This window comes from Streptomyces sp. NPDC051662, from assembly GCF_040681655.1.
In the GTDB taxonomy this organism is placed as follows: domain Bacteria; phylum Actinomycetota; class Actinomycetes; order Streptomycetales; family Streptomycetaceae; genus Streptomyces.
This window is the reverse complement of the sequence record NZ_JBFAZD010000046.1, coordinates 14,381-27,974: the sequence shown is the minus strand read 5'-3', so window position 1 is coordinate 27,974 and position 13,594 is coordinate 14,381. Positions and strand designations below refer to the sequence as shown.

The following is a 13,594-nucleotide window of genomic DNA, read 5'->3' as shown; positions in this document are numbered from 1 at the left end:
GGGGCGTCGCCGGCGCTGAACGCACCCTCAACTATCGGCCAGTTCTTCCTTGTTGAGGACAAAGCATGGACGGTCCGGGGCGCTGTCCCTACCCTGGGCGTCGTTCTCGCGCGGAAGTCCGCGTGAAGCGCGGCGTAACTCACTCCGCCGCCGCACCGCCGGTACGTGTACGAACTCCACTCCGCGGACGCGGGGCCGCCCCGGCCCCCGCCCGCTCGCAGCTTCCCAGCAGGAGGACGAGTGCAGCCACACGAGTACCAGAGCCCCCGCACCGGTCGACGCAGACCACGGACCCTCACCGGGTTTCTCCTCGCCGCCCTCATCACAGGAGGTCTCGTGGCACCCGCGGTCGGCGCGGAGGCCAGGGCCCCCGCGGAACTGCCGCCCCAGGAACCCGGCGTCACCCTCCGTGTCTTCGACATCCAGTCCCCGCTCAGCGAACTCTGCGACCTGAAACCGGCGCAGACCCCCAATGTCGACAAGCTGATTCCCACGGTCGACTGGTCCTCCACCGAGGGCTTCGGCTTCACGGACAACTTCGTGTCGCAGATCATCGGCAACATCGCCGTCCCCGCCGACGGTGCCTATACCTTCCGGCTGATCAGCGATGACGGCTCTCGCCTCTTCATCGGCGACCAGCGGGTCATCGATCACGACGGGCTGCACGGCGCCGAACCCAAGGACGGTGAGATCACCCTCACCGAGGGCTATCACGCGCTCCGCGTCGACCACTTCGACCGCGGCGGCGAGCAGCAGGTGACCCTCCAGTGGAAGCCGCCGGGTGCCACCGACTTCAGCCTCGTCCCGAACTCCGTGCTCAGCACCGACGCGGGCGTGGTCCGTGTCACCGCCCCCGGGCGCAAGGAGTGCGAGGGTACCTACGACACCCCCGGCGACGGGCTTCCGCTGACGTCGGTCCATCCCGGCTACACCCTCACCGACCTGCGCCCGGCGGGCTTCGAGCCGCAGGTCTCCGCCATGGACTGGCTGCCGGACGGCCGGCTCGCCGTGACCACCTGGGGCGGCAGCAACAACACCGTGGGAGAGGCGTACATCCTCGACCATGTCACGGGGGACACCGGCCCGGAGAAGGTCACGTACAAGAAGATCGCCGGCGGGCTGAAAGAGCCGATGGGCGTCAAGTACGTCGACGGAAAGCTGTATGTGTCGGAGAAGCACCAGCTGACCGAGTTGTCCGACACAAATGGTGACGATGTCACCGACACGACCCGCAAGGTCGCGTCCTGGCCGTTCGGCGGCAACTTCCATGAATTCGCCTTCGGTCTGCTCTACAAGGACGGGAACTTCTATCTGAATCTCTCGGTCGCCATCAACTACGGCGGTGCGACGACCGATCCGCAGCCGGCCGCGAACCGGGGCACCACCGTCAAGGTCAACAAGGCGACGGGAGAAGTCAGTTATCTGGCCGGCGGTCTGCGCACCCCGAACGGGATCGGGTGGGGTCCGGAGGGCGATCTCTTCGTCACCGACAATCAGGGCGGCTGGCTGCCCGCCTCGAAGCTCGTCCATGTGAAGCAGGGCCGGTTCTTCAACCACTACACCAACCCGGACGGCCCGTTCGACGACCGCGCGGTCACCAAGCCGGTGCTCTGGCTGCCGCAGAACGAGATAGCCAACTCGCCCTCCACGCCGATGCTGATCGACAAGGGGACCTTCGCCGGTCAGCTGCTCTTCGGTGATGTCACCTACGGCGGACTCCAACGCGCCGATCTGGAGAAGGTGGACGGCGAGTACCAGGGCGCGGTGTTCCGCCATACGCAGGGCCTGGAGGCGGGCATCACCCGGATCAGCACGGGGCCGGACGGCGCGATCTACGCGGGCGGCCTCGGCGCCGACGGGAACTGGGGCCAGGAGGGGAAACTCCGCTTCGGCCTCCAGAAACTCGCCCCGAACGGCGCGAACGCCTTCGACATCAAGACCATGCGCGCCACCCGCGACGGCTTCGAACTCACCTATACGAAGCCGCTGTCGGAGGAGACCGCCGCCCAACTGGCGACCGGCTACTTCGTGGAGCAGTGGCGTTACGTACCCACACCGGCGTACGGCGGCCCCAAGGTGGACGAGGAGCGTCTGCCCGTCGCCTCCGCCCGGGTCTCCGAGGACCGTCGCACGGTCCGGCTCACCATCCCCGGACTCAAGACCGACCGGGTGGTGCACGTACGCTCGCCGCGCCCGTTCGCCTCGGCCGACGGCGAGCAGCTGTGGTCCACCGAGGCCTGGTACACCCTGAACGCGCGGCCCGGCCCCGAGGCACCCGTCACGTCGTACGACGCCGAGTCCGGGCGCCTCTCCGGTGGCGCGGACATCGACACCGAGCACGCCGGCTACACGGGCGGCGGCTTCGTCGACGGCTTCGGCACCCAGGGCGCCACCGCCACCTTCGACATCGAGGTCCCCGCGAAGGGCACCTACGATGTGAGCCTGCGCTACGCCAATGGCCCCAATCCCTTCGCCGGCACCAAGACGATCAGCGCCGACGTCAACGGCGGGCAGCCACGGCAGATCAGTCTGCCCGCCACCGGCGCCTGGAACCGGTGGTCCTCCTCGACCGAGCGATTCGCGCTGAAGAAGGGCCGTAACACCCTCACCTACACCTACCGGCCCGAGGACACCGGCCATGTCAACCTGGACATGATCGAGGTGCGCAGACCCGGCAGCCGTATCGATCTGTTCTCCGGCGGCAGCATCTCCACCGCCTGGCAGCACACCGACGGGCGCGCCGTCGAATGGCCACGTACCGCCGAGAACTCCGTCGAAGTGTGCTGTGGCGACATCCGTACCAAACAGTCCTTCGGCGACTTCAAGCTGCACGCCGAGTTCCGGGTACCGAAGCTGCCGCCCGACGTCACCGGGCAGGATCGCGGCAACAGCGGTATCTACCTCCAGGAGCGGTACGAGATCCAGATCCTGGACTCGTTCGGTGTGCGGAAACTGGCCGTGAACGAGGCCGGCGCGATCTACAACAAGGTCGCCGCGAGCGTGAACGCCGGTACCGCGCCGGAGACTTGGCAGACGTACGACATCGTCTTCCGCGCGGCCCGTTTCGACGCCGCGGGCAAGAAGACGGAGGACGCCAGGATCACGGTGGTGTGGAACGGCACCACGGTCCATGACAACGTCGCCGTGGACGGCCCCACCGGCAGCGGCGACGCGGAATCGGCCGCGGCGGGCGCGATCCGGCTCCAGGACCACGGCAACAAGGTCCGGTTCAGAAACGTGTGGATCGAACCGCTGGGCTGACCGCTCGCCCGACCGCAGGACCGACCGTCCCGACGCCTCCTCCGCCGGAAACGACCGGGGGAGGCGTCAGGTCCGGATCGCCGGGGCCGTCCGGTCAGGCCAACGCCCGTGCCAGCCGGCGGTCGACCTGCGAGGGCGACATGGCGTGCTCGGTCGCGAGGATCCCCGCCCCGATGACCGCGGCGTTCTCGCCCGTGCGGCTCGGCTCGATCCGCAGCACTCGCGTGGCCAGTGGATGCGAGCGCCGGTACACCGCTTCCCTTACCCCGGCGAGGAGTTGGTCGTGTACGGCGGCCAGGGCGCCGCCGAGCACGACCGTGTCCGGATTGAAGAAGTTGACCAGTCCGGCCAGGACCTCACCGACCGCCCGGCCCGCCTCGCGCACCATGCGTACGGCGTCCCGGTTGCCGGAGGCCACCAGCCGCACCACATCACTGCCCGACGCCGCGTCCAGACCGAGACCGGCCAGTTTCGCCGCGAGCGCCGCCCCGCCCGCCACCGCCTCCAGACACCCGGTGTTGCCGCACCGGCACGGCTCCCCCTCGTCCCCGACCCGGATATGTCCGATGTCGCCCGCGCTGCCCTGAGCGCCGCGATGGAGCCGGCCGTCGGCCACGATGCCGCAGCCGATGCCCGTACCGACCTTGATGTAGAGGAGGTAGCGGGTGTCCGGAAACGCGCGGCGCTGCTCGGCCAGCGCCATCACATTCACATCGTTGTCGACCAGCGCCCGCACCCCGAAGCGCGAGGCGAAGAACTCCGGGATCGGATACTGGTGCCAGCCCGGCATGATCGGCGGATCGATGGGGCGGCCGGTCGAGAATTCGACGGGTCCCGGCACCCCGACCCCGATCGAGCGCAGTGTGCGCGGATCCCGCCGCGTCTCCTTCAGCAGCGCCTGCAGCGCCCGCTCCACCCTGCGCAGTACCGATTCCGGGCCGTCCGCGATCGACAGCGGTTCCTTGTGCGTGGCCAGCATCGCCCCACCGATGTCCGTCAGAGCCACCGCGCAGTGCGAGGCGCCGAGGTCCACACCGGCCACCAGGTGTCCTGCGGTGCGCAGTTGGAGCCGGCGCGGCGGGCGGCCTCCGGTCGAGTCGCCGGGCGCGGGGGCGGATTCGTCGACCAGTCCGTGCGCGATCAGCGCGTCCACCCGCTGGGAGACGGTGGAACGGGCCAGTCCGGTGATCCGCGCGATGTCCGCGCGCGTCGCCACGGCTCCGGAACTGATCAGCGCCAGCACCTCGCCGGGCGTATAGGTGGCGGAACCGCTGTGATCCGACGGCGCAGACATGCCAGTCACCCTAGGCACGACTTTCGCTGCTCACAAGGCATCCAGTGTTCGCCCGTCGGCACAAGTGCCGGTCAACTCATCAATAAACAAAGCCTCTTGGGCTCTTGACAGGTCAAAGGTGAGTCACGACTCTGCACAACAGACCGCTGACCGAGGAGCCGGCTGATGCTGACGATGCAGGGCGTGTCCAAGAGCTTCCTGGGGGTGCGTGTGCTCCACGACGTGGGGCTCGACCTCGAACGGGGCGAAGTCCATGCCCTGGTGGGTGAGAACGGCGCCGGCAAGTCCACACTGATGAAGATCCTCGCCGGCGAGCACATCCCCGACACCGGCACCATCACGATCGACGGCACCGCGCACACGTTCACCCATCCGGCGCAGGCGCAGGCCGCCGGAATCGGCATCATCCACCAGGAGTTCGCGCTCCTCCCCCACCGCACCGTCGCCGAGAACGTCTTCCTCGGCCGTGAACCGGTCCGCCGCGGACGCGTGGACCGCACGGCCATGGAGCGTCGTACGGCCGAACTCCTCGCCGGGATCGACGAAACCGGTATCACCCCGCGCACGCTCGTCCGGGAACTGTCCGTGGCGCGCCAGCAGACCGTCGAGATCGCCAAGGCGCTCGCCTCCGACGTCCGTGTCCTCGTCATGGACGAACCCACCGCGCCCCTCGCCGACCACGAGAGCGAACTCCTGGCCGGGCTCGTGCGCGCACTCGCCGCGCGCGGCCTCGGGATTCTCTATATCTCGCACCGTCTGCCGGAGGTCTTCGACCTCTCGGGGCGCATCACCGTCCTGAAGGACGGCCGCCGTGTCACCACACTGCGCACCGCCGAGACGAACGCCGACGAGGTCGTACGGAGCATGGTCGGGCGGGAGCTGACCGCCTATTACCCGCCGCGTGCCCGCCCGGAGGAGATCGGGGCGGAGCGGCTCACGGTCACCGGCGGCGGCAATGACCGTATTCATGACATGAACCTGACACTACGCGCGGGCGAGGTCGTCGGGGTCGCCGGCCTCCAGGGATCGGGACGTACCTCACTGGCGCGTGCCCTGTTCGGCGCGGCCCCCTTCACCAGGGGCGTCATGACCGTGGGCGGCGGACCGCTGCGCCCCCGCCGGCCGCGCCAGGCCATCCGCGCCGGCATCGCGCTGGTCACCGAGGACCGCAAGACGGAGGGACTCGCGCTGCACCAGTCGGTGCGGGACAACGCGCTGCTCGTCACCCGGGCCGTCGCCCCGCGCGGCGGGCCGCCACCGCCGAAGAGCGGCGAGATCACCGCGCTCCTGGAGCGCGTGCGTCTCCAGGCGCGTGGTGAGGACCAGCAGGCGCTGTATCTCTCGGGCGGCAACCAGCAGAAGGTCGTCATCGCCAAGTGGCTCGCGGCCCGGCCCCAGGTGCTCCTGTTCGACGAGCCGACCCGAGGCGTCGATGTCGGCGCCAAGGCCGCCATCCACACCCTGGTGCGTGAACTCGCCCGTGAGGGACTCGCCGTACTGATCATCTCCTCGGAACTCCCCGAGCTGATCGGCATGAGCGACCGGCTCCTCGTGATGTCCGAGGGCCGTCTCGTGGGCGAACTGCCCGCGGGCGCGGACGAGGAGAGCATCATGCGGCTCGCCACCAGCGGGCGCGGGGGCGGACGGGAGGAGGCCGCGTGACCGCGACCGAACGCGGACCGCTCGCCGCGCACCGAGCCGGTGTCCGCCCGCGGGGAGTCCGGCTCGGCGATCCCGTCGTCGGTGTCTGGCTCGCGGCGCTGGCCGTCACACTCCTCGGCTGGATCGTCGTCGCCGCGCGCGGCGGGGATTTCCTCACCACCACCAACGTGGTCGCGATCCTGCAGAACAGCGTCGCCCTCGGGCTCGTCGCCGTCGGTCAGTCCGCTGTCATCCTCACCGGCTCCCTGGATCTGTCGGTGGCCTACCTCATCAGCCTCGGCACCCTCGTCGCCGCCGAGACCATGGCGAGCGGCGGTGTGGTGACGGCCGTGATCGCCGTCCTCGCGCTGTCGGCCGCCGTCGGGCTCGCCAACGGACTCATCGTCACGGGCCTGAAGGTCAACGCGTTCATCGCGACACTCGGCACGGCGTTCATCCTGCGCGGCTGGATCGAGGACAACTACACCGGCCCCGCCGGGAAGGTACCGGCCTCCTTCCAGCATCTCGGCTACGACCGTGTCGGTCCGGTCCCCGTATCGGTGTTCCTCCTCGCGGCGGTGGCCGGCGCGGTGTGGTTCCTCACCCGCCGCACCCGCCTGGGCCATCACATGTACGCGACCGGGGGCGACGAGCACGCCGCGAGGCTCTCGGGCGTCCGCACCCGGCGCACCGTCGTCATCGCGCACATCATCTGCTCCCTGTGCGTCGGCGCGGCGGCGCTGTTCCTCGCGGCGCGGCTGGGCGCGGGGGCGCCCTGGGCGGGTACGGAGGCCCGCTACGACCTGGAGTCGATCGCCGCGGTGGTGCTCGGCGGCACCGCGCTGGCAGGCGGACGCGGCGGGGTGGCGGGGACCCTCGGCGGTGTCCTCGTGCTCGCCGTTCTCGACAGTGTCTTCAACCAGCTGGCCGTCGACCCGTTCTTCAAGAACGTGGTCCGCGGTGTCGTCATCATCGCGGCCGTCGCCCTCTACGCCAGGCCCCGCCGTGCCGCGAAGGGAAGGCAGACCGCATGACCACGGCAACCGTCACCCACCACGGCAAGCGCCTCGTACGGGCACTGGGCACGGGCACCCCCGTCTTCGTGCTCCTCGCCGTGCTGCTCGCCGCGCTGGCCCTCACCGATCCCGGCTTCTACGAACCCGACCGCTTCCTCTCCTTCGTCAAGCGCGCCGCGCCTCTCGTGATCCTCGCCGCCGGCCAGTATCTGGTCATCGTCTGCGGCGAGTTCGACCTCTCCGTAGGGGCGATCGTCACCGCGGGTGTGGTGGTCGCCGCCGAGCTGTACGGCTCGTTCCCCGGCGCCTCCTGGCCGCTCGTGACCGCCCTGCTGCTCGTCGCGGGCGGGGTGGCCGGACTCGTCAGCGGACTGATCACCACAGCCCTGCGGGTGCCGTCGTTCATCACCACCCTCGGCATGATGCTGATCCTCGAAGGCGCGGTGTTCTTCTGGACCGGCGGCTCACCACAGGGCGCCCTGCCCACCGCCTTCCGTCAGCTCGGGCGGGGCGCCGCGTTCGGCTGGCTGCCCTGGGCGGTGATCGTCTGCCTTGTCGTCGGCGCCGCCGCCGTGCTGCTGATGCGCTCGGACTTCGGCCGTACGCTCGTCGCCACCGGTGACAGCGAACGCGCCGCGGCCCTCGCCGGGGTGCGGGTCGCCCGCGCCCGGATCATCGCCTTCGTCCTCTCCGGGGTCGCCGCGGCCATCGCCGCCGTCCTTGTCGGCGGCTTCTCGGGGGTCTCCGCCCAGGCGGGCCGGGGCTACGAGTTCGAGGCCATCACGGCCGTGGTCCTCGGCGGTGTGGTGCTCGGCGGCGGGCGGGGCTCCGTCGTGGCCGCCATGGCCGGCGCCTTCTCGCTCCAGGCGCTGTTCACCCTGCTCAACCTCCAGGGCGTCTCCGGCGCGCTGGAGTCGACCGTTCAAGGATGCATCGTCATCGCCGCCGTCGGTCTGGGAGCCGCCGACTGGTCCCGGCTGCGACGCCGACGTACGAACCCCTCGGGAGGACAAGCCTCATGACAGCGATCCGCCCCCCGCGCGGAGGCACGCTCCGCGACCGCGCCCTCACCTCGGCCGCCACCCTGCTCGTGGCGGGTCTCCTCGCTTCCTGTACGAGCGACACGCCCCCGGACTCACCGGCCGCCCCCGGCAGCGCCTCCGCTTCCGCGTCCGACTCCGGCAGCGGCGAGCAGTCGGAGTTCTTCGAACAGGCGGAGTACGACCGTCAGTTGGCCCTCGCGAAGGAAGAGCCGCAGGGCCCGGCGGGCAAGCCGTGGGAACAGATGCTCAGCCCCGAACTCATCGACACCGCGCGCTACAAGAAGCAGGGGGCGGGCGGTATCCACCTCTGCTTCTCCAACGCCGGTGTCTTCAACCCCTGGCGCCAGGTCGGTCTGAAGAACATGACGGCGGAGGTCGAACTGCACAAGGAGATCACCGAGTTCACCGTCCTCGACGCGCAGGGCAAGGACGACAAGCAGATCTCCGACATCCAGGAGCTGACCGGCAAGGGCTGCGACGCCCTGATCGTCTCCCCGAACACCACCGCCACCCTCACGCCGGCCGTCGAGCAGGCCTGCGCCAAGGTGCCGGTCATCGTCTTCGACCGCGGTGTGGAGACGGACTGCGCGGTCACGTTCATCAACCCGGTCGGAGGCTACGGGTACGGAGCGGTCGCCGCCGACTTCCTCGTCGAGAAGGTCAAGCCCAAGGGCAAGATCCTCGCCCTGCGCATCTCGCCCGGTGTGGATGTGCTGGAGACCCGCTGGTCGGCCGCGAAGGTCGCCTTCGACAAGAGCGGACTCGACGTCGTCGACGTGAAGTTCACCGACGGTGACCCCGCCAAGGCCAAGGCGGTCGTCACGGACGCGCTGACCCGGCACGGCTCCATCGACGGCGTGTGGATGGACTCCGGCGCGACGGCCGTCGCCGCGGTGGAGGCGTTCGAGGACGCCGGTCAGGACGTACCGCCCATCACCGGTGAGGACCAGCAGGACTTCCTCCAGGCGTGGCAGGAGAAGAAGCTCACCGCGATCGCCCCCACGTATCCGACCTTCCAGTGGCGTACCCCGGTCATCGCGGCCATGAGGATTCTTCAGGGGCAGCAGGTCCCCAAGGAGTGGAAGCTCCCGCAGCCCTCCATCACGGAGGACAACCTCGACACGTACCTCGAACCGGGCATGCCGCCGCTGCACTACGCGATGTGCGGCTGCGCCGATCTGCCCGGGTTCCCCAAGGACTGGGGAGGCAAGTGATGACGCGCTTCCCGCTCGGCGCCAACCCGTGGATCTGGCACTCCCCCGTCGGGGGCGGCGCCCTGTCGGAGGTCCTGCCAAGGCTCGCCGGCTGGGGATTCGACTGCGTCGAGCTGCCACTCGAACAGACCGGGGACTGGGAGCCGGCGGCCACCGCCAAGCTGCTGGACACGACCGGGCTCGCCCCGGCGGCCGTGATCGCGGTCATGCCCCCGGACCGGAATCTCGTACGGACCGATCCGGGCACCGTACGGGCCACCCAGGACTATCTGCTGCGGTGCGTCGACGCGGCCCACGCGGTGGCGGCCCCCGTCGTGGCGGGCCCGGTGTATACGGCTGTCGGGCGTACCTGGCGCATGACCCCCGCCGAACGGGCCGCCGCCTACGCGGAGTTCAGGGAACACATCGCGCCCGTCACCGACCACGCGCGCGCCGCGGGGGTACGGATCGGGGTCGAGCCGCTCAACCGGTACGAGACCGCTCTGCTCAACACCGTCGGCCAGACCCTCACCGCCCTGGACGGCCTCGACCCCTCGGTCATCGGGGTCGCCCTCGACACGTACCACCAGAACATCGAGGAACGCACACTGCCCGGCGCCGTCCGGGAGGCCGGCTCCCGTATCGTCCATGTCCAGGTGTGTGCCAATGACCGCGGCACGCCCGGTGCCGACCATCTCGACTGGGCCGGGTTCCTCACCGCCCTGGACGGTGGCGGCTACCGGGGCGCTCTGTGCGTCGAGTCGTTCACCGCGCACAACGACGCGATCGCCGTCGCCGCGTCCGTGTGGCGCCCGCTCGCCCCCACCCAGGACGGGATCGCCACCGAGGGCCTCGCCTTCCTCCGCCGGGCCCTGGCAGCGCACACCCTCTGATCGGTACCGCACCCGCACACCGAACTCCCCCAGAGAGGACCGGTAATGAGCCGTCATGCTCGCGGCATAAGAAGGGCGGTCATCGCGTCGGCAAGCGCGCTACTGCTCGGGCTCGCCGCGATTCCCGCCGCCGCCACCACCTCCGCGACCAACGAGGAACCCGCCTTCCGTGCCCTGCTCTTCACCCGCGCCGTGGGGTATGTCCACGGTTCCATCCCCGCGGGCATCAAGATGTTCGAGGAGGAGGCGGCCGAGAACAACTTCGAGATCGTCCAGAGCGCCGATCCGGCCGTCTTCGACGACGAGAGACTGAAGGACTTCGACGCCATCGTCATGCTGCAGAACTCCGGCATGGTCTGGGACACCGACGCACAGCGCGACGCGATGGAGAAGTACGTACGGAGCGGCAAGGGTGTCGTCGCCGTCCACAACACCCTCGACATGGGCGTCGAGGAACAGTTCCCGTGGTGGGACGAGACCATCAACGGCGGCGTCCATATGCCGGCCCACTCACCGGGCGTACTCCAGGGAACCGCCAAGGTCGCCGACCGCGTCCACCCCTCCACGAAGGGCCTGCCCGAGCGCTGGGAGCGCCCCGAGGAGTGGTACAACTTCGACCGCAACCCCCGCGGCGACGTGCATGTCCTGGTCACCGCGGACGAGACGACCTACGACCCGGGCGGCTCCGCGATGGGCGCCGACCACCCCATCTCCTGGTGTCGCAACACCCAGGGCGGCAAGGTCTGGGCCACCGCGATGGGACACGACACCCCGGCCTACAGCGAGGCGTTCTTCCGGGACCATGTCATCGGCGGACTGAAGTGGGCCGCGGGCACCGAGGCGGGCGACTGCGGGGGCACCGTCTGGAGCGGCTACGAGAAGGTCACCCTCGACGACAACACCGCCGATCCGATGGAGCTCGATGTCGCCAAGGACGGCCGTGTCTTCTATGTCCAGCGGGGCGGCGAGGTGAAGATCTTCGACCCCGAAGCCCACTCCACCGTCACGGCGGGCAAGCTGGACGTCTACACCGGCGGCGAGGACGGCCTGATCGGCATGGAGCTCGATCCGGACTTCCGAAGGAACGGCTGGATCTATCTGTACCACTCCCCCGCCGGAGCCACGAAGGACATCAACCGTCTCTCCCGCTTCACCATCAAGGGCAACACACTCGACCCGGCCAGCGAGAAGAAGCTCCTCGATGTGCCCGCCTACCGGGACCGCACCTTCCCCGAGCCCGGACACACCGGCGGCGCCGTCGAGTTCGGCCCGGACGGCACGCTCTATCTCGGCGTCGGCGACGACGTACCGCCCAACCTCGACCCCGACTGGCAGGGGTACGCGCCGATCGACTGGCGCCCGGGCAAGGAGATGCTCGACGCCGCGCGCACCGCGGGTAACACCAACGACCTGCGCGGCAAGATCCTGCGCATCAAGCCCACCAAGAGCGGTGGCTACACCATCCCGAAGGGCAATCTCTTCAAGCCCGGCACCAAGAAGACCCGCCCCGAGATCTACGCGATGGGCTTCCGCAACCCGTTCCGCTTCACCGTCGACCAGAAGACCGGATACGTCCATGTGTCCGACTACGGCCCGGACCGCGGGGCCCCCACCACCGCGAGAGGGCCGGAGGGCCTGGTCGAGTACAACGTCATCAAGAAGCCGGGCAACTTCGGCTGGCCGTTCTGCCACGGCGACAACCAGGCGTACGCGCCGTACAACCCGGACACCAAGGAAGTCGGCGCCAAGTTCGACTGCGCGAACCCGACGAACCCCTCGCCCAACAACACCGGGCTCAGCACACTGCCGGACCTGACACAGCCGGAGATCTGGTACGGCTACGGCGCCTCCGAGAAGTTCCCCGAGGTGGGCGAGGGCGGCTCTGCCCCGATGAGCGGTCCGGTCTACCGGTACGACAGCGAGAACCCCTCCCCGACGAAGTTCCCCGCCTACTTCGACGGAGCCGGCTTCTTCTACGAGTGGGCGCGCAACTACGTCAAGGAGATCCGGTTCGACAAGGACGCGAAGCTCCTCAAGATCAACGACTTCCTGTCGTCGGCGAAGTTCAACAAGCCGATGGACATGACCTTCGGCCCCGACGGTTCGCTGTACGTCCTCGAATGGGGCAGTTCCTTCGGCGGCGGCAACAACGACTCGGGCCTGTACCGCATCGACTACGCCCAGGGGCAGCGCATCCCGGTCGCCAAGGCCACGGCCTCCGTCACGAACGGGCCCCTGCCGCTCGACGTCGCCTTCTCCAGCGAGGGCAGCGCGGACCCGGACGGTGACGCGCTGACATACGCGTGGGACTTCGACGGCAACGGCACCTACGACTCCACCGAGGCGTCCCCCACTCACACGTACACCACCGCGGGGGACTTCACCGCCCAGCTCAAGGTCACCGACTCCACCGGCAAGTCGGGCTACGCCAACATCCCCGTCACCGCGGGCAACACCGCGCCGAAGGTGACCATCGACTTCCCGGTGAACGGCAAACTCATCACGTTCGGCGACAAGATCCCCTACAAGGTGACGGTCACCGATCCGGAGGACGGGCCGGTCGACTGCTCCAAGGTCACCGTCAACCCGGCCCTCGGCCATGACGACCACGAGCACCCGACCACCGACATCCCGGGCTGCGAGGGCACCGTGGACACCGGTGACCTGGGCGGCCATCCCGAAGGCGCGGACCTCACCTACGTACTCAACGCCAAGTACACCGACCAGGGCGCCGCGGGAGCCTCCGCGCTCACCGGCTACGGCCGCGCCGTCCTCCAGCCGAAGCACAAGCAGGCCGAGTACTACGACGCGCAGTCCGGCACACGCGTGGTCTCCCAGGCCGGCGCCGAGAACGGCAAGCGCGTCGGCGACATCAGCGACGGCGACTGGATCGCCTTCGACCCGATGAGCGTCGAGGGCGTCAGCGGTGTCAGCTACGCGCTGTCGTCGCCGTACGGCGTCGGCGCGATCGAGCTCCGGGCGGACGCTCCCGACGGGAAGCTCCTCGCCACCACCCCCGTCCCCAACACCGGTGGCTGGGACACCTACAGGGCCACTCCGGCCGTGCCGGTCGAGGCGCTCGCGGGCGCCCACCGGCTGTATCTGGTGTTCACGTCCCCGCAGGACAACTCGTTCGACGTGGACGCGGTGGAGTTCATCAGCCCGTAGGGCGCCGGTACAGCAGGCGCCGCGCGCCCGGTGAGTCCACCGGGCGCGCGGCGCGCTCTGTCGTCGTGCGTTCGGATCGGTCCGG

General features: G+C 69.5%; 8 protein-coding genes. 7 read left to right on the top strand and 1 reads right to left on the bottom strand.

Annotated elements, in window-relative coordinates; genetic code table 11:
* Positions 1-336 precede the first annotated feature (336 nt).
* Complete coding sequence (locus tag AB0M67_RS39860; RefSeq protein WP_365752919.1) at positions 337-3,261, top strand: family 16 glycoside hydrolase; 2,925 nt, start codon at positions 337-339, stop codon at positions 3,259-3,261.
* A 94-nt stretch (positions 3,262-3,355) separates the two neighbouring features.
* Here the strand turns inward: AB0M67_RS39860 and AB0M67_RS39855 are convergent, their stop codons facing one another.
* Positions 3,356-4,555: an ROK family transcriptional regulator gene (locus AB0M67_RS39855; RefSeq protein ID WP_365752917.1), complete on the bottom strand. Its 1,200-nt coding sequence runs from the start codon at positions 4,553-4,555 to the stop codon at positions 3,356-3,358.
* Positions 4,556-4,720: 165 nt separating this feature from the next.
* Between AB0M67_RS39855 and AB0M67_RS39850 the strand changes: the two genes are divergently transcribed.
* Genes AB0M67_RS39850 through AB0M67_RS39825 form a run of 6 tightly spaced genes read left to right on the top strand, consistent with a single transcriptional unit; the run spans position 4,721 to position 13,509 of the window.
* Positions 4,721-6,217 (top strand): sugar ABC transporter ATP-binding protein, encoded by a 1,497-nt coding sequence (locus tag AB0M67_RS39850; RefSeq protein ID WP_365752915.1) that lies wholly within the window; start codon positions 4,721-4,723, stop codon positions 6,215-6,217.
* Positions 6,214-7,230 (top strand): ABC transporter permease, encoded by a 1,017-nt coding sequence (locus tag AB0M67_RS39845; RefSeq protein WP_365752913.1) that lies wholly within the window; start codon positions 6,214-6,216, stop codon positions 7,228-7,230. The genes AB0M67_RS39850 and AB0M67_RS39845 overlap by 4 nt, the downstream gene beginning before the upstream one ends.
* Entirely contained in the window at positions 7,227-8,234 is a 1,008-nt protein-coding gene (locus tag AB0M67_RS39840) for an ABC transporter permease (RefSeq protein ID WP_365752910.1), read from the top strand. Before AB0M67_RS39845 ends, AB0M67_RS39840 begins: the two co-directional genes overlap by 4 nt.
* A complete protein-coding gene (locus AB0M67_RS39835) occupies positions 8,231-9,469 on the top strand; it encodes an ABC transporter substrate-binding protein (protein WP_365752908.1) in 1,239 nt (412 codons plus the stop codon). The genes AB0M67_RS39840 and AB0M67_RS39835 overlap by 4 nt, the downstream gene beginning before the upstream one ends.
* A complete protein-coding gene (locus AB0M67_RS39830) occupies positions 9,469-10,341 on the top strand; it encodes a sugar phosphate isomerase/epimerase family protein (protein ID WP_365752906.1) in 873 nt (290 codons plus the stop codon). The genes AB0M67_RS39835 and AB0M67_RS39830 overlap by 1 nt, the downstream gene beginning before the upstream one ends.
* A gap of 45 nt (positions 10,342-10,386) precedes the next feature.
* The gene (locus tag AB0M67_RS39825) at positions 10,387-13,509 is read left to right on the top strand and encodes a ThuA domain-containing protein (RefSeq protein ID WP_365752904.1); all 3,123 of its coding nucleotides are present in this window, start codon (positions 10,387-10,389) and stop codon (positions 13,507-13,509) included.
* Positions 13,510-13,594 lie beyond the last annotated feature (85 nt).

What these genes read in the sequence shown, in the direction of transcription:
- AB0M67_RS39855 (WP_365752917.1), bottom strand. Translation starts at nt 4,555, where the DNA reads ATGTCTGCGCCGTCGGATCACAGCGGTTCCGCCACCTATACGCCCGGC.
- AB0M67_RS39850 (WP_365752915.1), top strand. Translation starts at nt 4,721, where the DNA reads ATGCTGACGATGCAGGGCGTGTCCAAGAGCTTCCTGGGGGTGCGTGTG.
- AB0M67_RS39840 (WP_365752910.1), top strand. Translation starts at nt 7,227, where the DNA reads ATGACCACGGCAACCGTCACCCACCACGGCAAGCGCCTCGTACGGGCA.
- AB0M67_RS39835 (WP_365752908.1), top strand. Translation starts at nt 8,231, where the DNA reads ATGACAGCGATCCGCCCCCCGCGCGGAGGCACGCTCCGCGACCGCGCC.
- AB0M67_RS39830 (WP_365752906.1), top strand. Translation starts at nt 9,469, where the DNA reads ATGACGCGCTTCCCGCTCGGCGCCAACCCGTGGATCTGGCACTCCCCC.
- AB0M67_RS39825 (WP_365752904.1), top strand. Translation starts at nt 10,387, where the DNA reads ATGAGCCGTCATGCTCGCGGCATAAGAAGGGCGGTCATCGCGTCGGCA.